This window comes from Microcystis sp. M179S2 (assembly GCF_020245805.1).
GTDB lineage: Bacteria > Cyanobacteriota > Cyanobacteriia > Cyanobacteriales > Microcystaceae > Microcystis > Microcystis aeruginosa.
In genome coordinates this window covers 1-23,637 of the sequence record NZ_JADBUE010000330.1, presented here as the reverse complement: position 1 = coordinate 23,637, position 23,637 = coordinate 1, and the positions used below count along the sequence as shown (strand labels likewise).

Genomic DNA, 23,637 nt, shown 5'->3' with positions numbered 1-23,637 from the left:
GGTGGGGGGGGTTCCCAGAAGTCCTCGAAATCTTCTTCTATCAGTGCCGGAGAGGTGGCAGTTTCGTCGCTTTTGGCAATCGTCATTTTTTCGGCCTCTCTAGGTGGGAGTATCCATGTTTTTGACTCTTGATCGATTCTATGATAACTTCATTACCAACTTGATCATCTTTGCTCAAAAATATTGATGAATAAGCAAAAATTTTTTAACTCGCCGCAGTCTTATTAGCAGCGTTTGCGCCGAAGTGCCGGGGCTTGAGATAATCAGATAGCTATTATCTCAAAAACTATCACCATGACGATCGATCCGCAACAACTCATCGAACTAGCTCTCAAATCGGGAGCGGTGGCAGCCGAAGTTTATCAATCTTCCTCCCTTTCCCATCCCGTTTTTTTTGAGGCTAATCGTCTCAAACAGCTAGAAAGTTCCGAATCTGTGGGAACTGCCTTAAGATTATGGCGCGAGGGTTGTCCGGGGTTAGCGGTGGGTTATGGTGATGTGGAACCGGAAATTTTAGTAGAAACGGCGTTAAATTTATCCTATCTCAATGCCCCGGAAGAAATCGAATTTTCGGCACCACGACAGGCAATCTATGACCCGATTGGGCAAGATGTGGCGGTAGAATCTTTAATCGAGATGGGTAATCAAATGATTGGCCATATTCGCCAAGTTTACCCTGAGGTTATTTGTAGTGGTGAATGGGAATGTGAACGGGAAATCACCCGTTTGGTTAATTCCCAGGGTTTATATTGTCAATATACCGATACAGCTTTGAGTTATTATCTGGGGATTGAATGGGTACGGGGGGAGGATTTTCTGGCGGTTTATGATGGAGAATATACTCGCAGTACACCTCATCCCGATACGGTAATTAAACAGTTATTGCAGCGACTACAATGGGCTGCCAATAATGTGGATAGTCCCACGGGTAAATTACCAATTTTATTGACTGCTAATGCAGTTACCCTGTTATGGGGTACGGTGGCGATGGCTTTAAATGGTAAACAGATCTTAGAAAAGTCTTCGCCCTGGAGTGATAAAATCGGTCAATTGGTGATGTCAGAAAAGTTGACTTTATCCCAACAACCCCAGCGAGAACCCTATAGTTGTCCCTTTGATGATGAGGGAACTCCCACCAAATTTTTATCTTTAATTGAGGGAGGTAGAGTTAAGGAATTCTATAGCGATCTTACCACGGCCAGATTATTAAAAACTCCTCCGACGGGAAACGGTTTTCGTCCTAGTTTAGGCGTTTATCCTCTGCCAGATTTGGTTAATTTAATCGTTGCACCTGGAGAGGGAACTTTAGAGGATTTAATCTCGCAAATAGATGAAGGTCTAGTTATTGACCAAATTTTAGGTCATGGGGCCGATATTTCTGGCGATTTTTCTGTCAATATCGATCTGGGTTATCGCATAGAAAAGGGCAAAATCACCGGACGAGTTAAAGATACAATGGTGACGGGAAATGTTTATACAGCTTTGCAGAATTTAATCGCTCTGGGGGCCGATAATCAATGGAATGGCTCCTGTTATACTCCCTCGCTAATCGTTGATAGTTTATCGGTGGTGGGGTAAAAATGTGGCGTTGTCAAATTGAAAGATGCTCCTAATCAGCACCGGAACTGAAATCACTAGGTGTAGGGCTAATTCATGAATTAGCCCTACAATAGGCGTTGTCAAATTGAAAGATGCTCCTAATCAGCACCGGAACTGAAATTAACTCCCCCTACTTTTTGGGGTTAATTCTTTGGAGCTTTATTTGACCTGAAAAGAGGGGGTTTGCAGGCAGGCACGGATTCCCATTCTATAAGAAATTATCTGTCAAGTCGTGGGGTTTTGTCAAGCTTTTTGGGAAAAAAAATTTAACTGATACTCAAGGGGAGAAAATTGTCGGCAGAAATATTATTTAATCCCCCCCGTGAATCGGTATTTTTCAGCTTGGCATTAACGCTTTAGTTGCCGAGGCACCAAGGCGATTTAATTGCCGATTAATTTGCCATCCGACGAGGGTTAAACCCAACCACTGACTGAAAATTGCCAAAGCGAAAGAGGGAAGTGTAGCGTATTTAGTAGCGGCAATGGGAAGAAGAGTAAAAAACCATAACAGCGGAGATTGACTGGGATTAACTCCCAAGACAGCGAAACAGAGGAAGGGGAAAATAATCAAAATGCCGATGCTAGTGGCTGCCAGCAAAGCGCGTTTATTTGTGCTGGCTAACATCAATAATTGGGCGATAGCGGCATAGACTAAAATCATGTTCATTGCCAAGAGAAACCCGGCTGCAGTGGCTAGTTTATATCCATCGAGAGGGGCGATAAAAATAGCGGGAAGGATGAATAAAATGGCAATGGCGACGTTAACAGCCATGGCTAGGGTAGAAGGGCTTTTTTCGCCAAAGATTACAGCTTTCCCCAGACTAATGCCCGTTTTTCCTTGCAGATGACGATAGCGAGTCCAATCTTGGAGAGTTTGACGAGGGGGAGTGATGGCAAAAAGGATTAACAAGCCAAAAATCGCCACAAAAACGCTAAGAATCGCAAAATTATCGAAAATATACCTCGGTTGCAGAGTTTGGAAGACAAAACCTAGGCTAATAGTGCTAAAACAACCCATCATCCAGTAACTTTGGGGTTTACTAACAAGAGTAGCGAGGGGATTATGGAAGCGACGCTGGAGAATTCTGGTTAAACCGTAGGTGCAGAGGGAAAAATTGAGCAAAATTAAGCTAATACCCATTATAACCGATTGCCAGAGAGATTGACCGTACCAACGAAGGTCGAAGATTTGTGAGATTCCTAGATAGCGTACCGCATCGGGGGGGAGAAAGGTAGATTTAACTAGATAGGGGAGGACAAAACTAGGATTAAAGAGAATTAACCAATCAAAGGGGGTACGGGAACCACCATAGCCCGATAAAGTAAAAATACTGCTATAAAACACAAAGATTAAGACCGTAGCACTGCCTAACCAGGGTTGAAATCCTCCTAACCATGGCGTGGCTAAAGCGAAACTAAGGGCGGCATGATAGAAAAAGGCACAACTAGCGATTAGAACCGCGTAGAAGGCTAAAATTAACGACAAGGGAATACCTGCTAATAAACCCGCCCCCAAGTGAAAGGGTAAAGCGAGAAGACAGACGAGATAGAGGAGAATGGGAACCCCGAAAATTTTGCCGATAAAAATTGTTCTGGCGGGTTGGGGACTCAGACGGATAAAATTAAGTGTACCCCGGCGTTCTTCCCCAGAAAGATCGGCGATTAATTGATAGGTTCCCACCACTAAAAGAGCGAAAATGCCGGTAATGCTCAGAAAAGTGAAGATATCTAACCACCATAACCGGGAGATAATCATCCATTCACCATTTAAGTCTTGGATGCAGTATTTAATCCCACTATAGGGATAATAATCGTTGTTATTGGGGGGATTAGCGGTACAGTAACGACTAAATCCCTCCCCTACCGGCAAGAGATTTTGATAGTATAAATAAACTAATAATTGACCAACTAGGGAGATAATCGAGGCGATCGAGATATTTTTCGGGGTTAATCTTCCTTGCCATTCTCGCATAATTTGCGGGTTGGTTTCCGTAAGGCGATCGATTATTGTCGCTATCATATTTTTGTCCTCTCTACAGCCGTTATCAGGAGCTAATCCTAGATTAACCCGGCAACTTCTCGATCAGTTCGGGGTTGAAGAAATCCATCGAGAGCCGGCTAAGATTCCAGAAAAGGGAATCAAAAAAATTTTACTTGCGGGTCGAAGAAAAGGGAAAAGTGCCAGACCAGTGAGCTTCTGTTTTACACTAGAATTTGGCCGCCTGAATCTAGATCTATGCCCACTCTGACCCTCAATTTTCCCCTAACTGCCGTTGTCGGCCAAGAAGCGATTAAATTAGCCCTACTCTTAGCCGCCGTGGATCCCGCCCTGGGGGGTGTGGTGATTGCCGGTCGTCGGGGAACCGCCAAATCAGTCATGGCGCGAGCGATACATTCCTTACTGCCACCGATCGAAATTATCGCAGGTAATGTCTTTAATTGTGATCCCAACCATCCCGACGAATGGGACGATCGCACTAAAGAAGAATATAGCAGTGGAGAGGTCCCCGGGGAAGTTATCCGGGCCCCTTTCGTGCAGATTCCCCTAGGAGTCACGGAGGATCGTTTATTGGGTTCCGTCGATGTGGAAGAATCGGTGAAACAGGGGGAACCAGTCTTTCAACCCGGTTTATTAGCCAGCGCCCATCGGGGAATTCTCTACATCGATGAAATTAATCTACTTGATGACCAAATTGCTAACCAATTACTAACAGTTTTAAGCGAAGGACGTAACCAAATCGAACGGGAAGGCATCAGTTTTCAACATCCCTGTAAACCAATCCTGATCGCTACTTATAACCCGGAAGAGGGGGATTTACGACCCCATTTATTAGATAGAATTGCCATTGCCCTTTCCGCCGATGGTGTCCTTAGTTTAGACCAACGAGTCACCGCCGTCAATCAGGCGATCGAGTATGCTGTTTCTCCCACCGCTTTTATCGCCCAATATGCCCAAGAAATCGATGATCTAAAAACCGAAATTATCCTGGCGAGGGAATGGTTAAAAGAGGTAAAAATTAAACCCGAACAAATTAGTTATCTAGTGGAGGAAGCGGTGCGCGGTAGGGTAGAAGGTCATCGCGCCGAGATTTTTGCCGTGAGAGTAGCCAAGGCCGCCGCCGCTTTAGAAGGTCGGGATTTAGTCAGTGCCGATGACTTAAAAAGAGCCGTCGAATTAGTCATTGTACCTCGATCGCTGATTACGCCACCACCTCCGGAACAGGAACAACAGCCACCGCCACCACCGCCACCACCGGAACCGCCCCAAGACGAAAACCAGCAGGAACAGGAAGAAAAAGAGGAGGAGAAAGAGGAAGAAAAAGAACCGGAACAGCCGGATAATCTGCCGGAAGAATTTGTTTTCGACCCGGAAGGGGTTTTACTGGATCCCAGTGTGCTGTATTTTGCCCAGATGGCCCAGCGTCAGGGGAAATCGGGGGCGCGTAACCTGATTTTCTCGGAAGATAGGGGACGTTATATTAAGCCGATGTTACCCCGGGGCAAGGTGAAAAGAGTCGCCGTCGATGCCACTCTCCGGGCGGCCGCCCCCTATCAAAAAGCCCGTCGCTTAAGGAATCCCGAACGTCATGTGATTATAGAAGAAGGGGATCTGCGCTCAAAACGGCTGGCCCGCAAGGCCGGTTCTTTAATTGTCTTTGTGGTTGATGCCTCCGGTTCCATGGCCCTGAATCGGATGCAGTCGGCTAAAGGTGCGGTTATGCGTCTGTTAACGGAAGCTTACGAAAATCGCGACCAGATTGCCCTGATTCCTTTCCGGGGCGAGCGAGCAGATGTACTATTGCCGCCGACCAAATCGATTACCCTAGCGAAAAAACGTCTAGAAACCCTGCCCTGTGGCGGCGGTTCCCCCTTAGCCCACGGTTTAACCCAAGCGGTTCATGTGGGGATGAATGCCCGTTTATCGGGGGATATCGGTCAAGTGGTGATTGTGGCGATTACCGACGGTAGAAGTAATATTCCTTTGGCGAAATCTTTAGGCGAACCGATTCCGGAGGGGGAAAAACCGGATATTAAGGCAGAACTGCTCGATATTGCCGCTAAAATTCGCTCTTTAGGCATTAAACTGCTGGTCATCGATACGGAGAAAAAATTCGTCTCCACTGGTTTTGCCAAAGAATTAGCCCTAAAAGCCGGGGGTAAATATTATCATCTACCCCGGGCCACGGAACAAGCGATCGCATCTATGGCGCGAGGGGCAATTGCGGGACTGTAGCTGGGGTTTGCGGCAAAAAGTTTTTCCCGGGAGCAGGGTGTGGGGTGTTAGGGTATGGGGGAGAGGCGGCTTTTTGAGTTCTTCTGTCTCGGAGTCTCCTCACCTAAGGTCAGATTTTTGATTTTGGCAGGAGAGCTAATATTGAGATGTACTCCTAAAAATTAGTTATTGACTCGAATTTTGCTGATTTTCTGTTTTTTTCGGTCTGGTGTGAGAAAATCTAGAAAAACTTAACAATAATCAGCAATAAGCGAGAGATATACTACAAACAAACATTAGTAAGTTTTAATTAAGAGAACTATGAGCTTTCGATTTGGCAAAATCTTGATAGCAGGGGTATTGGCGGTACTTTTGCTAGTAACTTCCTGTGCTAAAGCTCCCTCACAATTTGACCAAGCGCAACAAGAAAGTACCGCTCGCGGGGCGGCGGCAGTGGTGAAAGAATCCACCTCTGGCGGCAGTTTTAATCGGTTTTTCCCGCCTTCTGGGGGAGGATACGAGCGCGTCTATACCCAGGAGAAAAAAGGCTTTGCTGAGGCAAAACTGAAGCAAGATGGCAAAGTTCTGGCTATGTTAGCCATATCTGACATCAGCAATAATCCCGCCGCGGCCAATAAATTCCAAGACAGTCAAACCACAATTAAAGGTTTTCCCTCTGTGGAACAGGGTGCAACCGCCAGCGCCGTTTTAGTCAATAATCGTTATCAAGTCAAGGTTTTATCGCGGGATGCGGATTTTACCGCCAGCGATCGCCAAGCTTGGTTAGCTAAGTTCGATTTAGATGGTCTAGCAAAGTTAAAGTAAGGAGACATCCGTGAGTAAGCCAATTTTTGAACTGGTGGACGAATTACCGACTAATAATCTCACCGTCAAAGTTCTCAAAACCCTTGATTATGTAGTGCCGGGACAGTGGGATAACCTAGTCGGGTTTAAAAATACGATTATCACAGTCACCGGCGAAACCGACGAAAGCATGATCCAACAGATTGGCGATCGAGCCGTTTGGTTGTTTAATGATCAATCCCAGGGCTATCAACGGGCGCTCTGGCTCTACCAAACCATCGACAGCGCCGATAATGCCCTAGCCGCCGCCTCTCTTGCTAATGCCGTCGGTGGTAAAATTCCCCTCATGGGCGGTTTAATCGAAAAATTAACCCCTGCCCCCGAAAAAGCGCAAACCATCGATCTAACCTTGAAATTAGTGACCGAATTAGTCGCTTTTTGTCAAATCAATGGCATTCCGGGCGATAGTATCGATGATTTCGTCGCTTCTCTGGGAGATTATAGCGGCGAATCCCTGATGCGGATGGCGGCGTTAGTTTGTTTGGATGGTTTAATTCCCCTGGGGGGCAGTTTTATCCGCAAAGTGGAATCGGGCCTGAGCATTCTCACCCCGGAAGAATTAGAATCTAACTCCACTTTCGGCAGTATTAAAGAATTGATTCCGGGGGGAAATACTGCCAGAAAATTAGACTTTATCGGTCAAAGTTTCGACTCCACTAAAGGTTGGATGAGTGGTTTTGTCAGCGAGCGCAGTTTGAGCCAGCAGGGATTATTGAGCAAAATTCAGGGATTTATCGACTTTTCTGCCGACAAATTGGTATATGTTGGGGCATTCCTCGATATGACCACCAATTACTATGAACATACTGGTATTCAAACCCTGGCTCGTCGTTTAATCGAAAGAGCCGTGGCGGAAATTTAAGTGGCACCGGGGGCAGGGATGGACAGACCGATACCAAATCGGTTTTTAATACCATGATTAAGTCCCCATTCAACTTTAAAAACCCAGTTATGGATTGTTTCCCCCTGCTCCGGCACTCACCCACTTTCCTATACATTTTCCACAGGATTTAGTATAATATACCCTCCCTAGTCCCTCAAGGCCATGAATCAGGCACAACTTATCCATGCCGCTAAACTCCAGGATCCAGCCGCTATTATTGCTCTACTTAACCAAAGTCTCTTAACCAGAAAAATAGAGGTTGTTGAAGCCACCCCGCAAGAAAATGCCCTGACTCTAAAAGTTCAATCCAAAAATATACCCAATCAACACAAGTTATTACCTTTTTTGTCGGCAGAAATCAAAAGCTTGGGCATCGATGGATTAGAACAAGTGATCGTTTACGGTATGACCCAGGAATCCGATATCCCCGCTTGGCAAGAATCGATAACCCTGAGTCAAGATGATTTAATCGTCAATCGTGTCACCAAATTAAACTCTTTGCCGATAATAACCGCAGAAATCGCCGAAAATGACCGAGAAGATGCCCCAGAAGCTTTGGAAGACTCTGAAACAACCGAAGAAAAAGCCCTAGAGAAACCGGAGGAGTTCCCTGAAGCTGCTGAGAATATTGTGGCGACTGGTGAGGGATTTTTTCCATCTCATCGGAGACAATCCTCTTTTCCCCTCAGTATAATTTTGCCTTACCTAGCGATTGGTTTTGGTGCTGGAATTATTATAGGTGCTTACTTTGGCTATCAAAACGGAGTGAGTTATACTAAATCCGTTGAGCATAGGCTACATATCAGGACAGGCACTAATGCAATAGGCAATGGGCAATAGGGGGAATAAATAATCATTCTTTAATAACCGGATTTAGTGTGAAATGCCCGCACAACCCGGAGCGATCGAACAACCCCGATAAATTTTCCTGTCCCCAACCTGATATGATAAGACCAATGCAAAATTTTCCTATCTCTAAACCCCAATGATTTAGGGCTTTTTTCTTGGGAATTTGTCGGTAAGGACAGCAGCAACAGTTGATTTTTTATCTTTAGCCCCACATATCTAACCGCTCATGTCTATGGAAGAAGCCTTGAAACTCCTAAAAGAATATGGATGTATTCAACTAAAAATTGCCCAATCCCCTGAAGAAGAAGAAGCTCTAAGACAGGCAATTTTATTAGTTAACCAAGGTTCGGAATCAATTAACTTAGGTATCTGTGCCGATAACAATGAAGAGGGATTTAAAGCCCTGAAAAGTTATCTACAAGCCCTGGGATACCCCCTACCTAATAGTCTCCCAGAAGACCACCCAGAACCAGGAGCGGTGTATATTAAATACAATACCCAAAGACAAGCTTCCTATCTCGATTCCTATACGGGAACCTATCGCGGTGTCCTGGTTTCTTGTCAGTCAGAAAATGATCAATTAGTCGGTACTTATGGTCACTTTCCCCTCGATTTATTCTCTTAAGAGGCATAGTTTTTGGGTTATTTAAGCGATTAACCATCAGCCGGACAGTGATTACTGTTTACAAATAAGAGGCAAAAAGCTCCCCACTCCTGTCCACTGAATTCTCTTTCCTGACTCTTGTTAACTTTTTACCTGAAAAAAAATATGTATTTGTTAATTCCAGCAGCGGGAATGGGTAAACGGATGGGCAGCGATCGCAATAAGTTACTGCTCACCCTGCACGGAAAACCTCTCCTGGCTTGGACTTTGCTGGCTGCCATGGAATCGAGGGCAATTATCTGGATTGGCATCATGGCACAACCGGAAGACTTTGAGGAGATCCGAGAAATTATCACCCCTATAAATGCCCTTAAACCCGTGCAAATCATCCAAGGAGGCGAAACCAGACAAAAATCGGTTTACAATGGCTTACAAGCCCTACCAGAGGGGGCTGAGACGGTTTTAATTCACGATGGGGCGCGCTGTTTAGCCACTCCCGAATTATTCGATCGCTGTGCCGCCGCTTTAGCCACTTGTCAGGGTTTCATTGCGGCGATTCCGGTGAAAGATACGATTAAAATTGTCGATAGCAAGGGCTGGATTGAGGATACACCGGATCGATCGCGGTTGTGGGCGGCCCAAACACCCCAGGGTTTTCAGGTAAAATTATTAAAAGAATGTCATGAACAGGGCCGAAAATTAGCTTGGGAAGTCACCGACGATGCTGCCTTATTAGAAAAATGTGGTTTTCCCGTCAAAATTGTCGTCGGTGAAGAAACTAACTTAAAAATTACGACTCCGGGGGATCTGGCAATTGCCGAATATATTTTAAGTCAACGTTTATAATTTTTCATCTACTTTAACGCCGTCCCGTTTAACAATACGAGCGGGAATACCCACCACCACACAATTAGCTGGAACATCTTTGACTACCACTGAATTTGCGCCCACGGTGACATTATCGCCGATGGTAATGTTTCCCAAGACTTTAGCGCCGGCGGTAATCCTGACATTATTGCCAATTTTGGGGCGACCGCTTTTATCTTTATAGCCAATTGTTACCTGTTGATTAATCCAACAGTTATCGCCCAAATCCGCCATAACAATCGTACTAAAACCGTGTTGAATAAATAATCCTTTGCCAATCGAACAAGAAGAATCTAGAAATAAATAGGAACTTTCTCGATAGAAAAACCTAAGAATATACATAAAAAAACGGCTGAATGAACCCCCTTGAAAAAGACGACAATAATATAAATTTCTAAATTCTTTTGCCTCCAGACACAGAGCTAACAATTGTAACCAATCTGCTCTTTTTTCCCGGCCTAATAACTCTACCCAACGCCGCACATCACCTAAGATAAGTTCTCGATTGTTAGCTACCTGAAAAGCAATGATTAAGGGTGAGAGCCAAAGAATACCCACATAGAAAAATAATTTTCGGAAGAAACTTTTCATCGTTGGTTTAAAATAAGTGACAATAGACTTGCTTTTTGTTGCTATTGATTATAGTAGTATTGTAGCGAATAGTTCAACCGTCCCCCGTTTATTGGACTCCAACGATGTCAACTACCTTGCAGTTCTTGCCCGAAGTATCCGTGATCGTGCCAATTTATAACGGAGAGAAAGATCTACCCCCTCTCATTGATTGTTTAGCCAAACAGACCTATCCCCGTCAATTAGTTGAATATATTTTAGTTGATAATAATAGTAGCGATCGCACAGCAGAATTATTAGGAAAGGCAGCAGAAGAACAGCGGGGACTGAACCTGATCATTTTAAGCGAAAATCAGATACAAAGCTCCTACGCTGCTCGTAACAAGGGGATCAAAAGCGCTCGTTATCCTTTTTTGGTCTTTACCGATGCCGATTGTCGTCCCGCACCGCAATGGTTGACAGAATTGATCCAACCCTTTAGTGATCCTAACATCGGTCTGGTAGCGGGTGAAATTGCTGCCTTAACTGGTTCAACTTGGTTGGAAAAGTATGCAGAACGTCGTCACTTTATGTCACCAAAATTTCTTTTAGAACATTCTTTTTGTCCCTACGGTCAAACTGCTAACCTCGCTATTCTTCGAGAAGCTTTTCAAAAAGTTGGTTTATTTCGTCCTTATTTAACTACTGGTGGTGATGCCGATATCTGTTGGCGTATTCAACAACAAACCGACTGGCAATTAACCTACGCACCAGAGGCAATTATTTACCATCGTCATCGTTCCACCTTAGAAGACTTAAGAAGTCAATTAAAACGTTACGGGCGATCAAATCGCTATCTTCACGAATTGTATGGTGTCGAATTGATGCGACCTTTAACCAATCAAGAGTTATTTTTTACTCTCGGTCGTTGGTTATTAAAAGAGCTACCAGAAAATACTCTCAAGTTACTGTTTGGTAAAGCAGATTTAGTAGATTTATTGGCTACTCCCCTCGATTTAATTGGGTTTCAGTCCCGCAGCCAAGGACAAGCCACGGCTAAACTACCCGAAAAAGCTAAAGAAATCGAATGGCTTTAATTCAGTTATCAGTTATCAGTTATCAGTTATCAGTTATCAGATGGAAGTTTTCAGTTCAATGATTACTGATTACTGATTAAGGTTTCCTCTATGGTTTCTCCCTGAGTGAAACATCCTGGAATATCCTTGATTTCTGATACATATCCCTCGTCATCATCAGGATAAATTGTTATTGGATATTTTAACCCCAAATAAAACTCTAATGATTCAAGCTTAGTTTTATTACTTGTACTCATATTTTTACCTCTTTAAAGTTAGCAAATAGGATAAATATATTTTCAATCAATACTCAGAAAACATCAAGAAGGGAATCAGCTTTAAACCTTTTCGGTCAACTATCCATTCCCCTATTCTGGCGCTCCAGGCTTCAAAGTGGGGGACAAAATAGGGTAAGGTAAAAAAGCTGTGCCGATAACCGAGACTATGACCGTTGAATGGCAATCCGTCAAAACCTACGAGGATATTCTTTACCATAAATGGGGGGGAATCGCCAAAATTACCATCAATCGCCCCCATAAGCGTAATGCCTTCCGTCCGAAGACAGTTTTTGAGCTTTACGACGCTTTCTGTGATGCTCGCGAGGATGCCCGCATTGGGGTAGTATTGCTCACGGGTGCAGGTCCCCACAGCGACGGCAAATATGCTTTTTGTTCCGGCGGCGATCAGACGGTGCGCGGTCAGGCGGGTTATATTGGCGATGATGGCGTACCCCGGCTCAATGTGCTGGATTTACAGAAATTAATTCGCTCCATCCCCAAGGTAGTTATCGCGCTGGTGGCAGGTTATGCGGTCGGGGGCGGTCATGTTTTGCACTTGGTTTGTGATTTAACCTTAGCGGCGGATAACGCCATTTTCGGCCAGACCGGTCCGAAAGTGGGCAGTTTTGACGGCGGTTTTGGCTCTAGTTATCTGGCCCGGGTAGTCGGTCAGAAAAAGGCTCGCGAGATTTGGTTTCTCTGTCGGCAGTATAACGCCCAACAAGCTTTAGAAATGGGTTTGGTTAACCATGTCGTCCCGGTGGAGGAATTAGAGCGGGAAGGGATTAAATGGTCCTTAGAAATTCTCGAAAAAAGTCCCTTGGCGATTCGCTGCCTAAAATCGGCTTTTAATGCTGATTGTGATGGTCAAGCGGGTTTACAGGAGTTAGCGGGCAATGCCACTTTACTCTACTATATGACCGCCGAAGGAGCCGAAGGTAAACAGGCTTTTCTGGAAAAACGTCCCCCCGATTTTAGTCAATATCCTTGGCTACCCTAATCAGTGATCAGTAAACAGTAATCAGTGAAAAGAAAGCAGAAAACTGCCCTATAATACTGCTCACTTAATACTCCATATTCCTACTGATCACTGATAAGCTATGCTAGTTTAGAGAGAGTAGTTAGGTTCGGTAGCAGCATTGGTTTCAAACAGAAGTGGTTTTTCCCTGATGGCCTTGACTGGGTTGTGTCCGATCTCCTTCTCGAAATGGCTGTGATATTGGGAGACAATCCATGACGATTTACGTTGGTAATCTGGTTTATGACGTCACGACAGATGACTTGAAAGAGGTATTCGCTGAATACGGCACAGTTAGTCGCGTTTACTTGCCCGTGGATCGGGAAACGGGTAAAATGCGCGGTTTTGGTTTTGTGGAAATGTCCTCCGAGGAGGAAGAAGCAAAAGCGATCGAAACTCTTGACGGGGCCGAATGGATGGGACGACAGATGAAAGTCAACAAAGCTCGTCCCAAAGAAGATAATTTTGGTGGTGGTGGCGGCGGTGAGCGCAAAAACTCCGGGCGCCGCGAACGTTAAACAGATTATTTTAAAATTCCAGAAGCGGTTATTTCTGATAACCGCTTTCTTATCGATAATTAATAAATCTGCGTTTCTTTTCTAAGATACTAATGCCCATTTTAAATGTGTAACAGCTATGAATGATCAATCCATTGCTCCGATTTCGTCCTCGATCGAGGATGAACCACTCCACCGGACATCGGAGCTGCCGATCTGGTTCGATAATTTCGCCAATCTGGCACAGGCCTACGAGGGGAGGCTCAACGAATCCGAACCCGTAATAGAGCCTAACGATCTTCGTCTGCATCTATTAACCAGATTACTCGGCACGCCTCCTTCAGAGGCCTATTATCTCGTGCAGGGTTTGGGCCGGTGTCGAGAGATAGAGGGCGATGTGTGCGAGTTTGGTGTGGCGCAGGGAGAAACCTCCGCGCTGATCGCCAATGAAATCGCTGGAACGGACAAGACCTTACATCTATTCGATTCCTTTGAAGGGTTGCCCGCCCCCTCGGAAAAAGATCGCTTGCTCCACGATATTTTCGATTTGGGGAATATGGAAGCCTATAGGGGAAAAATGCGATGCCGTGAGGGAATGGTTCTAGAGCGATTGCGGAAGATTTCTTTTCCCGAACATCGCTATGTAATTCACAAAGGATTTTTCGATCGAATCCTCGATCGAGGGGAAAATTTACCAGCGAGGGTTTCTTTCGCCTATGTGGATTTCGATCTGTACGAACCAATCAAACAGGTACTAGAGTTTCTCCACCCGATCACCCCCCCCGGAGCGATTATCATCGTCGATGACTACGGTTTCTTTTCTTCGGGCCCAAAGACGGCTGTAGATGAATTTATTCAAGATAAAAATGATCGGGAAAAGGTCTATGAGTACATGATTCCAGATAGTCGATACGGACATTTCATCGTTTTGACGAAAAAAGGCTAACGGACGCAAAGATATCCGTTCGTCTGTAGCCGTAAATTGCCTGTGAATATCCAGTTTGTCGGGGGTAAATACAGAACCAAATCCTCTTTAAATCTCTTTAAAACTGCTCATTTGTCTGGCTGGACAGCTAAAATGAGAAACTTTTGGCAGACATAGATTATAAACTACCTCAACCTCAGCGCAAGCGGGTTGAGGTTTTCTGTGGCCCTAAGTCGTCAAATAGACTAAGCAACACGGCAGTTGCTCTACTTGGGGAAACCCCAAGACCGCCTCCTGGCCTTAAACCGACGTTTTCCGTGACTCAAGGATGGGGTGGATAATTGTCCAGGCCAGGACGATAATTAAAGCCAAGATACCAAAACGAGCCATAGAACTGACTAACTGGTGCAAGGGGAACAAACGGCCTAAAAAGAAGGATAATGTCACCATAATCGTCGCCCACACCGTTGCTCCACCGAGATTACAGAGGAAAAAGCGACCGTAGGGCATTCGGGCAATTCCCGCCATTGGACCTGCAAAGATTCTTAACAGGGCCACGAAGCGACCGAAAAAGACCGCCCGGGGTGCATTTTTACTAAATTGTTCCTTGGCTAATTCTAGTTTTTGAGGTGGAATCCGAAAGAATTTGCCAACTTTTAACAAAAACGGCCAACCCCCAGCGCGACCGAGCCAATAGCCAAAATTATCGCCTAAAACTGCTCCTGTAATTGCGCTGACTAAAACTAACCAATAGTTCAAATCACCGCTACCGGCAAGGAAGCCGCCCACAATGGTGATGGTTTCCCCTGGGATGGGAATCCCGGTATTTTCGAGGGTGATGCCGACAAATACTGCCCAGTATCCGTATTGGTGGGCGATTTCTTCAATATTTTCTAGGGATAATAGCTCTAGGGACATGGAGCGCTTTCTTAACAAAGGTTTACGAATATTCTAAGATATTTTTACAGGATTTAACCGTGGCTGAACATGACTTTTCCCAGTATTGATTTATTAGCAATTCGTCAGGGTGAGATAAAAGATTTAGCGGGCATGAATTTGGCAGGGGCTGATTTAGCGGGGGCCGACCTAGCAGGGGCGAATTTACGGGCAAATTTACGCGGTGCTGACCTGACCGGGGCAAATTTAAGGGGAGCAGATTTTCGTAATGCCGATTTACGCGGGGCAATTCTCCTCGATGCGATCGTGACTGGGGCAAGTTTGGCCGGTGCTTTTTTAGCCGGGGCGGTTTTTAATCATCTAGATTTGTCCGGGGCGGATTTTCGCGGTGTCGATGGCCGGGGAGTGAGTTTTGTCGGGGCGATTTTAACCCAAGCGGATTTTACTAGCGCTAATCTGTCCGGAGCAGATCTGTCGGCAACCGATTTAGAGGAAGCAATTTTTTTCGGGGCGATTTTACGGGGAACAAATTTTACTGATGCCAATCTTCTTTGTGCTAGTTTAGCCTCGGCAGTAACCACGGGGGCAATTTTCGAGCGAGCTTGTTTGGAAGGGACAGGATTAACCTAAGTAGGTAGTCGTTAAAAGTTATCAGACACCCCCCTTATCAAGGGGGGACTAAGGGGGGATCGGCACCCCCCTTATCAAGGGGGGCAGGGGGGATCAGAGGCAAAATCTATCTTCAATTTAATTATAACTACTTACTTAAATGGCTGATAGATAAAAGAAGATGAGTTTCTAATCGGTTGCTATCTGCCTCCATAGCTCCAGCTATTCTGAACCATTTAAACCCTTTGCTGCCCAGGGTCTTCTTCTTGTCCAAATTGATCAAGTTTTTGCCATCATCGACCAGAAAATTTAGTTTAATTGTCTGGGTAATCAGTGCAGTTATTGAAGAATTTTCCCCAACCAATTAGGCAATCAACCTAGTTCCTTAAGGGAACCTAGGGGAAAAGATTATGCACAAAAATGATAGGATTGATTGATACCTAGCTGCCGTTAATCGCTATCGATGAAACCTTTACACCAACTTTATCGCTATTTAAGTTTATTTTGCCTCTGTCTTCTTCTGACTGTGGGCTGTCAGTCCACTAATTCCAATTTACCCCAGGGGGATAGGGATATCCTGATGATCGGGACAACCCTAAAACCACGCTCGATCGATCCGGCCGATAGTTATGAGTTAGCAGGACTTTTTATTATTTATAATCTCGGTGAAACTCTCTACACCTACGCGGAAGGAACCACTAATTTAAAGCCTCTCCTGGCCACGGAATTACCGCAAATTAGCCCCGATGGTTTGACCTATACTATCCCAGTACGTCGAGGAGTTATTTTTCATGATGGCACGGTTTTTAACGCAGAGGCGATGAAGTTTTCCCTAGAAAGATTTATCAAAAATGGTGGTGAACCTTCCTTTCTTCTCCGGGATACAATTGATAAAATCACTGCTACCAAAGAAGACGAAATTACTATTAAACTAACCAGACCTTTTGCCGCCTTTCCCGCTCTTTTAGCTTACCCCGGAGCCTGTGCAGTTTCACCCAAATTTTATCAAATTGGCGAGGGTAAATTTAAACCTGAAGAATTTATCGGCACGGGACATTATCGATTAAAAGCAGTTACCAGCGATTCTTTTAGTTTAGAAGCCTTTGATCGCTATTGGGGAGAACCAGCCAAAAATAAAGGAGTTAATGTGCAAATTTATCTCTCGAATCCTGCCAATTTGTTTAACGGCTTTCAGACGGGAGCGGTGGATATTGCCTATCAATCTTTACTGCCTCCTCAAGTGAGAAAATTACGCACAGAAGCAGCCCAGGGAAAATGGCAAGCGCTCGAATCTTCTGGGGCAGCAATTAACTTTATGAGCGTCAATCTCAAAAGTGAACCCACCCATAATATTTTAGTGCGACAAGCCATTGCTTCTCTAGTCGATCGAGATTTACTTAATGAGCGCATTTTACAAGGTCAAGGCATCCCTCTTTTTAGTCTCATTCCTACTACTTTTTCCGAGTCACAACCGGTGTTTAAAGAGCGCTATGGCAACCATAATATAGAGCAAGCTAAACAATTACTAAAAGCCGCTGGTTATAGTCCAGAAAAACCCGCAATTGTAGAAGTTTGGCACTCCTCGGGATCGATTACTTCCAGCAGCGTGGCGGCAGTGATGAAAGCCCTATCAAAACGGGATTTAGATAATAGGATTCAATTTGAACCCAATAGTATCCTAGGAGCGGCCTTTTTCCGTAATATTAGCCAGGGACTTTATACCACTGCCCTATCTAATTGGTATCCAGATTTTTTGGATGCAGATAACTATATTTATCCCTTTTTAGATTGTGCTAAAGGTTCCCCAGAAACTGGCTGCGAAGAAGGAGGATCGCAAAGTCAAGGCTCATTTTTTTATAGTCAAGAAATGAATCAATTAATCGCACAATCCCGTCGGGAAAGTAACCCAGCCAAAAGAAAGCAAATCTTTGGCAAAATTCAAGAAATTCTCGCCGATGAAGTTCCCTATATTCCCCTTTGGCAAACCAAGGAATACGCTTTTGCTCGCCATGGCATCACGGGGGTTATCATCAATCCCAGTCAGACTTTTCCCTTTTGGACAATTGCCAAAAAATCCTGATAATTAATTATTAGGAGTTAGGAGTCAGGAGTCAGGATTCAGGAGATAGGGTGATAGGGTGATAGGGTGATGAGACAGCTTCCCCACTTCCCACTTCCCACTTCCCACTTCCCACTTCCCCACTTCCCCACTTCCCCACTTCCCCACTTCCCACTCCCGATTCCCTTCCTCATTCTCCATTTTCCTATGAAACTAACAGCAATGTCCTTTAATATTCGCTACGATAAACCCGATCCCGATGAGCGTAATTGGCGAGTAAGAAGGGAAGCCGTAGCGGCTTTAATTGCTCACTATTCTCCTGATATAATTGGTACCCAGGAAGCTCGCGCTAATCAACTATTGGATCTACACCGTTTATTGCCAAAATACCAAAGTTTAGGCAGCGATCGCAGGGGGACAGGATTAGATGAACATTGTGCGATTTTATATCAACCAAGTCGGTTACAATGTTTGGAAATATACGAATTTTGGCTATCAGAAACTCCCGATATTATTGGCAGTATCACTGAAGCTTGGGGTAATCCTTATCCCCGCATGGTAACGGGGGCTAAATTTGGCACTCTTGAGGGGCAAACTTTGCAGTTTTATAATACCCATCTCGATTACTATAGCGACCAAGCTAAGAACTTAGGGGCTAAGTGCATACAAGAGCATTTTTGTCAACTAGATTTAACAGAAGATTACCTATTTTTAACGGGGGATTTTAATGTTAATTCTCAGCAATTACCCCGTCAGATTTTAACTCAACCTCTCCAGTCAGAAATTAGATTAAAGGATGCTTTAGCCGATTTGGAATTAGCCGAACAAATGAGCTTTAATAATTACACCGATACCCCTTATTTAGCCATCGATACAATTTATTATGATAACCGTTTACAGTTAGATTGGGCAAAAGTCGATCCTTCCCGTTGGTTGAATCTGATTCCTTCCGATCATTATCCCGTAATTGCTGCTTTTACCTTGCCCTAAAAATAGATGATTTTTTTATTTAGCAAATATATAGATGGTAAAAGCTTCAGCAGACTTTGGTGATTCGGTGGTTAAATTTGTTCGGTGTTTTAAACAGGAAAAAACCTCAAGAAGTGATATTTTTGTGGCTATTAAGTAGCTGGTTATAATTAAATTAAAAATGGATTTTAGGTTCGATACCCCCTGCCCCCCTTGATAAGGTAGGGTTGATTCATGAATCAACCCTACCATTGATAAGGGGGGTGTCTGATAATTTTTAACGCCTACCTAATTATCGATGCAATTATGTTTATTTTCCTCTGGGGATTAGTTAGCAAACTCCTTCCTCGCTAATAGTCTTAACTCCTGTTTATTTGACTAATTCCACCCCATCTTTGCCGTCAATCTCTTGTAGATAAACTTTTACCTGTTCCTCGGCTGCGGTGGGGAGTTTTTTGCCCGTAAAATCTGGGTGAATTGGTAATTCCCGATGACCACGATCAACGAGGACTAATAAGCGGATTTTTTGCGGTCTGCCATACTCAATAATAGCATTGAAAGCGGCGCGGATCGTGCGACCTTTATAGATAACATCATCGACTAAAATCACGGTTTTTCCCGTCACATCTAGGGGCATTTTGGTTTTAGCAGGAGTGCGGGTTTTAATGCGATCAAGATCGTCGCGATAGAAGGTAATATCGATCGCTCCCACGGGAACTTTTACCCCTTCTAAACTCTCAATTTGATTAGCAATTAAATTAGCTAAAGGCACTCCTCGCGTGTAGATACCGATCAAAATCAAGTTATTTAAATCGCCACTTTTTTCGATAACTTCCGAAGCCAAACGGGTAATAGTGCGACGAATTTCGTCAGCCGAGAGAATTTCAATTAACTGTGGGGTCATAATTTTCCAAGACAAGGGGGGATAGGGGATAGGGAAATTTTGACGGAAATGTACTTTTTTTTTCTTTGTCTTTTTCTTTTAAAACCATCTTGCCACTAACGAATATAATTATTTTCACTTACCTATTTTAACTCGATCGCTCATGAGTGATGAATTATTGCAAAAATCCGCCCTAGAATTAGCCCAACTGATTCGCACTAAACAAATCTCCCCCCTAGAATTAACCCATTTATACCTCGACAGAATTGAGAAATTTGACTGTCAAATTGGTAGTTTTGTCCATGTCGCCAGGGAAAGCGCCCTAGCAACCGCGAGCGCCCAAACGGAACAATTAAGTCAAATCACCGATACTGCCGAATTACCGCCTTTTTTTGGAGTTCCCACCGCCATTAAAGACTTAAATGCCGTCGCCGGAATGCCGGTTAGTTACGGAGTCGCCGCTTTACAGGGAAATATTGCCCAATACGACGAAGGAATCGTCACCAGAATGAAAATGGCGGGTTTTATCCTTCTGGGCAAAACTGCCACTTCCCAGCTAGGTTCCTTTCCCTACACCGAAAATCTGGGTTTTTTGCCGACTCGTAACCCCTTCAACCGCGATTATACCGCAGGAGGTTCCAGTGGTGGCGCGGCGGCGGCGGTAGCGGCGGGTTTCTGCCCGATTGCCCAGGGTTCCGACGGTGGCGGTTCCATTCGTACTCCGGCGGGTTGTTGCGGTTTGGTGGGGATAAAACCCAGTCGCGGGCGCGTTTCCTATGCCCCGGTGGGGGAATTTCAAAGCGGTATCGCCACTAACGGCACTCTTTCTAAGACGGTGGCAGATGGGGCGGCGCTGCTTACCGTGATTTCGGGCTATACGACGGGCGATCCCTACTGGCTACCCGATCCGCCCTTTTCTTTCCTACAAGCCACTCAGAGAGGCGTAAAACCCCTAAGAATCGCTTTTTCTACTTCCATATCCCCCTTCGGCGAAGCGGCTGCCGTCTATAAAAATGCTGTGATCGAGACGGCTAAAATTTTAGAGGGTATGGGGCATCATTTAACGGAGTATTCTCCCGATTTACAGGCTTTAATCGCTCCTTTTCGCCGTATTTGGCAAGCGGGGACGGCAGCGGCGGCAATTCCCAGGGATTTATTAAGTCCCCTTAACCAATGGTTATTGGACAATTCTGGCAGTGCGGGGGAATACCTGCAAGCGGTGCGGCAGATGCACGTTATTTCGCGGCAAATTGTGGCGATGTTTGATAATTTTGATGTCTTACTTTTGCCAATTTTTCTACATCAACCCCCCGGAATTGCTGAGTGGGAAAATTTACCACCGGAAGAAGCGGTTAATAAGATGATTGGTTGGATTGCCCCTTCTCCGATTGCTAATGCGAGTGGTTTACCTGCGATTGCTTTACCCACAGGAGTGGATAGTCAGGGTTTACCCGTGGCAATTCAGTTAGTTGGTAAACCTGCTGATGAAATCACTTTGTTAGGTTTATCGGCACAATTAGAGGCAGCTAATCCTTTAGGTTTGATGGCTAATTTTAACTAGCGATACTTTCGGTAAATTGGGGAATGGAAGCGATAAGTTTACGGGTGTAATCACTTTGGGGAGAGTTAATAATTTGGTTAGCTGTACCCATTTCCTCAATTTTACCTTTATTCATCACCATAATGCGATCGCTCATAAATCTGACGACACTTAAATCGTGGGAAATAAAGATATAAGTGAGATTAAATTCCTGCTGTAATTCTTTGAGTAAATTTAAGACTCCCGCTTGCACGGAAACATCTAAAGCAGAGACAGATTCATCACAGATAATAAACTGAGGATTTAAGGCTAAAGCGCGAGCAATACACACCCTTTGTCGTTGTCCTCCTGATAATTGATGGGGATAGCGATCAAACCAATTAGGATCAAGTTTAACTCGTTCTAATAAATATTCTACTCGTTGCCGTCGCTTTTGGGAATTGCCGCCGGTATGATGAATAACCATCGGTTCTAAAATTGCTTTACCGATGGATAAACGGGGATTCAGGGAGTTGTAGGGATTCTGAAAAACTATCTGTAATTCCCGTCGCAGTAGTCTTAATTTTGGATCGCTGGGGTTTAATTTAGCGAGATTTTCTCCTCGGAAATAGATATCTCCAGAAGTGGCAGGAATTAAGCGCAGAATTGTCCTTGCTAAGGTAGATTTTCCGCATCCCGACTCACCGACTAAACCCAGGGTTTCCCCCCGTTTAACGGCAAAACTGACCTGATCTACGGCATTAAAAAAGGTCTTTACTTGCCCGAAAACTCCCTTAACTGGAAATCTAACCGATAAATTTTCTACCGATAAAATATTCTCGTGATGTTGTAAACCTTCAATTCTGCTTTCTTCCTCTTGGAGAGTAATAAATTTAACTGCTGGTGGAGTAATTTCCTGTAATTCAATAATCTTACCTTGAGAGTCTTTTCCCACTCGTAAAAAATCGCTGACGGTGGGCAATTTTTCTGGACGAGAGTTTAAGCGTGGACGACAGGCAAGTAAACCTTTTGTGTAGGGATGTTGGGGATAATTTAATACTTCTTCTTTAGTTCCCTGTTCGACAATTTCTCCTTGATACATCACGACAATTTGATCGGCAATTTCGTTAATAACTCCTAAATCGTGGGAGATAAAAACCATTGACATTTCTCGATCGCTTTTACACAAATCTCTTAATAATCTTAATATTTCTGCTTGGACAGTCACATCTAAAGCGGTGGTTGGTTCATCGGCAATTAATAGGGTAGGATTACAAGAAATCGCCATGGCAATCATTACCCTTTGTAATTGTCCCCCCGATAATTCGTGAGGATAACGCTTGAGAATTGCCTCTTTTTGTTCCTGAATATAAGTTCTAATTTTTTCTCTGACATGACCCTTATTTTCTAAGGGAAAAGTTTCTATATACTTCTCCTCTAACTGTTCATCACTGGGTAATAAGCGCACTTCTTGCAGTAGAGAGATGGCTTGATTTTTTGCCTGTTCAGTGGTGACTTTTTGATGCAGTAAAATTGCTTCTGTGAGTTGAAACTCGATGTTATAAACTGGATTAAGAGAACTCATTGGTTCTTGGAAAATCATCGCCATTTCTCCCCCGCGATAATAACGCAATTCTTCCGGGGGAATAGATAATAAATCTACTGCTTGCATTGACTGACCTTTTGCCGGACGAAAGCAAATTTCTCCCCCGGTAATTTTTCCAGGAGAAGGAACCAATCCCATGAGTGCGAGGGAGGTGACGGATTTTCCTGAACCCGACTCCCCCACACAACCGAGAACTTGACCTTTCTGCAAGCTAAAACTAATGTTATTAACGGCGACTGTTGTTCTTTTCTGATTAGAAAATTCAACGGTGAGATGGTGAACGTCGAGAATTTTGTTATCCATAGGTCTTTAACTGGTGAAACCTAGCATCATCTTAACCTAAGTTGTCAATTTTAACTATATAGCAGTTATCTTATTGGTGAGGTGGGAAGTTTTCCTTACCCAATCAGGTTACACTTCCTCTTGATGAGAAACGCTATATTCATCTTCACTCATCAACAAATAACACTAAATCCTGTTATTAAAGAATGATTATTTATTCACCCTATTGCCTATTGCCTTTTCCATGAGTGCCTCTCCTGATATGTAGCCTATACTCAACGTATTTAGTATAACAGGTGAGCTTTTTTTAGCTACAAGAAGACCCAGAGAATAGGGAGGCTAAAGTGTTGAAAGTATCATCAATATTTAAAACTAAACCTTTTGCTGTCCGGTTATCCCATAAGAGTTAAGGATAAACACAAAGGCACAAAGAACACAAACAGAAAGACAGATTCGATTTACTGATAAATATTCAAGGGGTGACAAGGCGACTAAAAGGCTTGCTGGATAAGGCGCATAGCCGTTAGACCCCTAGAAAAATCGGGGTGTTTTCCTGGCTTGAGGCGGATCAAAGAAAAGGCGAGTTCCGAG

General features: G+C 44.2%; 21 protein-coding genes and 1 pseudogene. 15 read left to right on the top strand and 7 right to left on the bottom strand.

The window, feature by feature from the left end; genetic code table 11:
• A pseudogene (locus tag IM500_RS24880) lies at positions 1–86 on the bottom strand (Uma2 family endonuclease); the annotation flags it as partial.
• A 208-nt stretch (positions 87–294) separates the two neighbouring features.
• Between IM500_RS24880 and IM500_RS20530 the strand changes: the two are divergent.
• Positions 295–1,578: a TldD/PmbA family protein gene (locus IM500_RS20530; RefSeq protein ID WP_190722907.1), complete on the top strand. Its 1,284-nt coding sequence runs from the start codon at positions 295–297 to the stop codon at positions 1,576–1,578.
• A gap of 358 nt (positions 1,579–1,936) precedes the next feature.
• Here the strand turns inward: IM500_RS20530 and IM500_RS20525 are convergent, their stop codons facing one another.
• Complete coding sequence (locus IM500_RS20525) at positions 1,937–3,619, bottom strand: hypothetical protein (protein WP_287739443.1); 1,683 nt, start codon at positions 3,617–3,619, stop codon at positions 1,937–1,939.
• Positions 3,620–3,835: 216 nt separating this feature from the next.
• Between IM500_RS20525 and bchD the strand changes: the two genes are divergently transcribed.
• From bchD to ispD, 6 genes are all read left to right on the top strand, one after another.
• Positions 3,836–5,833 carry a magnesium chelatase ATPase subunit D gene (gene bchD / locus IM500_RS20520; protein ID WP_287739442.1) on the top strand — a complete coding sequence of 666 codons (1,998 nt, stop codon included), beginning with the start codon at positions 3,836–3,838 and terminating at the stop codon, positions 5,831–5,833.
• Between the two features lie 300 nt (positions 5,834–6,133).
• Positions 6,134–6,637 (top strand): hypothetical protein, encoded by a 504-nt coding sequence (locus IM500_RS20515; protein WP_287739441.1) that lies wholly within the window; start codon positions 6,134–6,136, stop codon positions 6,635–6,637.
• A 10-nt stretch (positions 6,638–6,647) separates the two neighbouring features.
• On the top strand, positions 6,648–7,538 hold the full coding sequence (locus IM500_RS20510) for a hypothetical protein (protein ID WP_190722903.1): 891 nt from the start codon (positions 6,648–6,650) through the stop codon (positions 7,536–7,538).
• A gap of 183 nt (positions 7,539–7,721) precedes the next feature.
• Positions 7,722–8,399: a hypothetical protein gene (locus tag IM500_RS20505; protein WP_190722902.1), complete on the top strand. Its 678-nt coding sequence runs from the start codon at positions 7,722–7,724 to the stop codon at positions 8,397–8,399.
• A 235-nt stretch (positions 8,400–8,634) separates the two neighbouring features.
• The gene (locus IM500_RS20500) at positions 8,635–9,033 is read left to right on the top strand and encodes a DUF1824 family protein (RefSeq protein ID WP_147071284.1); all 399 of its coding nucleotides are present in this window, start codon (positions 8,635–8,637) and stop codon (positions 9,031–9,033) included.
• Positions 9,034–9,177: 144 nt separating this feature from the next.
• A complete protein-coding gene (ispD, locus tag IM500_RS20495) occupies positions 9,178–9,858 on the top strand; it encodes a 2-C-methyl-D-erythritol 4-phosphate cytidylyltransferase (protein ID WP_190722901.1) in 681 nt (226 codons plus the stop codon).
• Here ispD and IM500_RS20490 read toward each other — a convergent pair.
• Entirely contained in the window at positions 9,853–10,470 is a 618-nt protein-coding gene (locus tag IM500_RS20490) for a serine O-acetyltransferase (RefSeq protein WP_190722900.1), read from the bottom strand. The two genes, ispD and IM500_RS20490, sit on opposite strands and share 6 nt — an antisense overlap.
• 104 nt (positions 10,471–10,574) lie before the next feature.
• On the opposite strand from IM500_RS20490, the gene IM500_RS20485 reads away from it, so the two are divergent.
• Positions 10,575–11,525 (top strand): glycosyltransferase family 2 protein, encoded by a 951-nt coding sequence (locus tag IM500_RS20485; RefSeq protein WP_190722899.1) that lies wholly within the window; start codon positions 10,575–10,577, stop codon positions 11,523–11,525.
• Between the two features lie 62 nt (positions 11,526–11,587).
• Here the strand turns inward: IM500_RS20485 and IM500_RS20480 are convergent, their stop codons facing one another.
• Positions 11,588–11,761: a type II toxin-antitoxin system HicB family antitoxin gene (locus IM500_RS20480; RefSeq protein ID WP_190722898.1), complete on the bottom strand. Its 174-nt coding sequence runs from the start codon at positions 11,759–11,761 to the stop codon at positions 11,588–11,590.
• Between the two features lie 187 nt (positions 11,762–11,948).
• Here IM500_RS20480 and menB point away from each other — a divergent pair, with 187 nt between their 5' ends.
• The 3 genes from menB to IM500_RS20465 all read left to right on the top strand — a co-directional run bounded on the left by menB (position 11,949) and on the right by IM500_RS20465 (position 14,243).
• Positions 11,949–12,782 (top strand): 1,4-dihydroxy-2-naphthoyl-CoA synthase, encoded by an 834-nt coding sequence (menB, locus tag IM500_RS20475; RefSeq protein WP_043999569.1) that lies wholly within the window; start codon positions 11,949–11,951, stop codon positions 12,780–12,782.
• A gap of 233 nt (positions 12,783–13,015) precedes the next feature.
• Positions 13,016–13,318: an RNA-binding regulator gene (rbp, locus tag IM500_RS20470; RefSeq protein WP_149985430.1), complete on the top strand. Its 303-nt coding sequence runs from the start codon at positions 13,016–13,018 to the stop codon at positions 13,316–13,318.
• A gap of 118 nt (positions 13,319–13,436) precedes the next feature.
• Positions 13,437–14,243: a TylF/MycF/NovP-related O-methyltransferase gene (locus IM500_RS20465; RefSeq protein ID WP_190722897.1), complete on the top strand. Its 807-nt coding sequence runs from the start codon at positions 13,437–13,439 to the stop codon at positions 14,241–14,243.
• 279 nt (positions 14,244–14,522) lie between these two features.
• Here IM500_RS20465 and IM500_RS20460 read toward each other — a convergent pair whose 3' ends face one another.
• The gene (locus IM500_RS20460) at positions 14,523–15,140 is read right to left on the bottom strand and encodes a DedA family protein (RefSeq protein ID WP_147071293.1); all 618 of its coding nucleotides are present in this window, start codon (positions 15,138–15,140) and stop codon (positions 14,523–14,525) included.
• A 69-nt stretch (positions 15,141–15,209) separates the two neighbouring features.
• Between IM500_RS20460 and IM500_RS20455 the strand changes: the two genes are divergently transcribed.
• The 3 genes from IM500_RS20455 (at position 15,210) to IM500_RS20445 (ending at position 18,777) form a co-directional block, all read left to right on the top strand.
• Complete coding sequence (locus IM500_RS20455; RefSeq protein ID WP_287739440.1) at positions 15,210–15,749, top strand: pentapeptide repeat-containing protein; 540 nt, start codon at positions 15,210–15,212, stop codon at positions 15,747–15,749.
• A 442-nt stretch (positions 15,750–16,191) separates the two neighbouring features.
• Positions 16,192–17,808 (top strand): ABC transporter substrate-binding protein, encoded by a 1,617-nt coding sequence (locus IM500_RS20450; protein WP_287739439.1) that lies wholly within the window; start codon positions 16,192–16,194, stop codon positions 17,806–17,808.
• A 186-nt stretch (positions 17,809–17,994) separates the two neighbouring features.
• Positions 17,995–18,777, top strand: coding sequence for an endonuclease/exonuclease/phosphatase family protein (locus tag IM500_RS20445; protein ID WP_002799568.1), 783 nt, complete (start codon positions 17,995–17,997; stop codon positions 18,775–18,777).
• Between the two features lie 349 nt (positions 18,778–19,126).
• On the opposite strand, the gene pyrR is transcribed toward IM500_RS20445, so the two are convergent.
• Positions 19,127–19,660 (bottom strand): bifunctional pyr operon transcriptional regulator/uracil phosphoribosyltransferase PyrR, encoded by a 534-nt coding sequence (pyrR, locus tag IM500_RS20440; RefSeq protein ID WP_287739438.1) that lies wholly within the window; start codon positions 19,658–19,660, stop codon positions 19,127–19,129.
• Positions 19,661–19,802: 142 nt separating this feature from the next.
• On the opposite strand from pyrR, the gene IM500_RS20435 reads away from it, so the two are divergent.
• Positions 19,803–21,200 carry an amidase gene (locus IM500_RS20435; RefSeq protein ID WP_287739437.1) on the top strand — a complete coding sequence of 466 codons (1,398 nt, stop codon included), beginning with the start codon at positions 19,803–19,805 and terminating at the stop codon, positions 21,198–21,200.
• Here the strand turns inward: IM500_RS20435 and IM500_RS20430 are convergent.
• Entirely contained in the window at positions 21,193–23,067 is a 1,875-nt protein-coding gene (locus IM500_RS20430; RefSeq protein ID WP_190722892.1) for an ABC transporter ATP-binding protein, read from the bottom strand. The genes IM500_RS20435 and IM500_RS20430 overlap by 8 nt on opposite strands.
• Positions 23,068–23,637 lie beyond the last annotated feature (570 nt).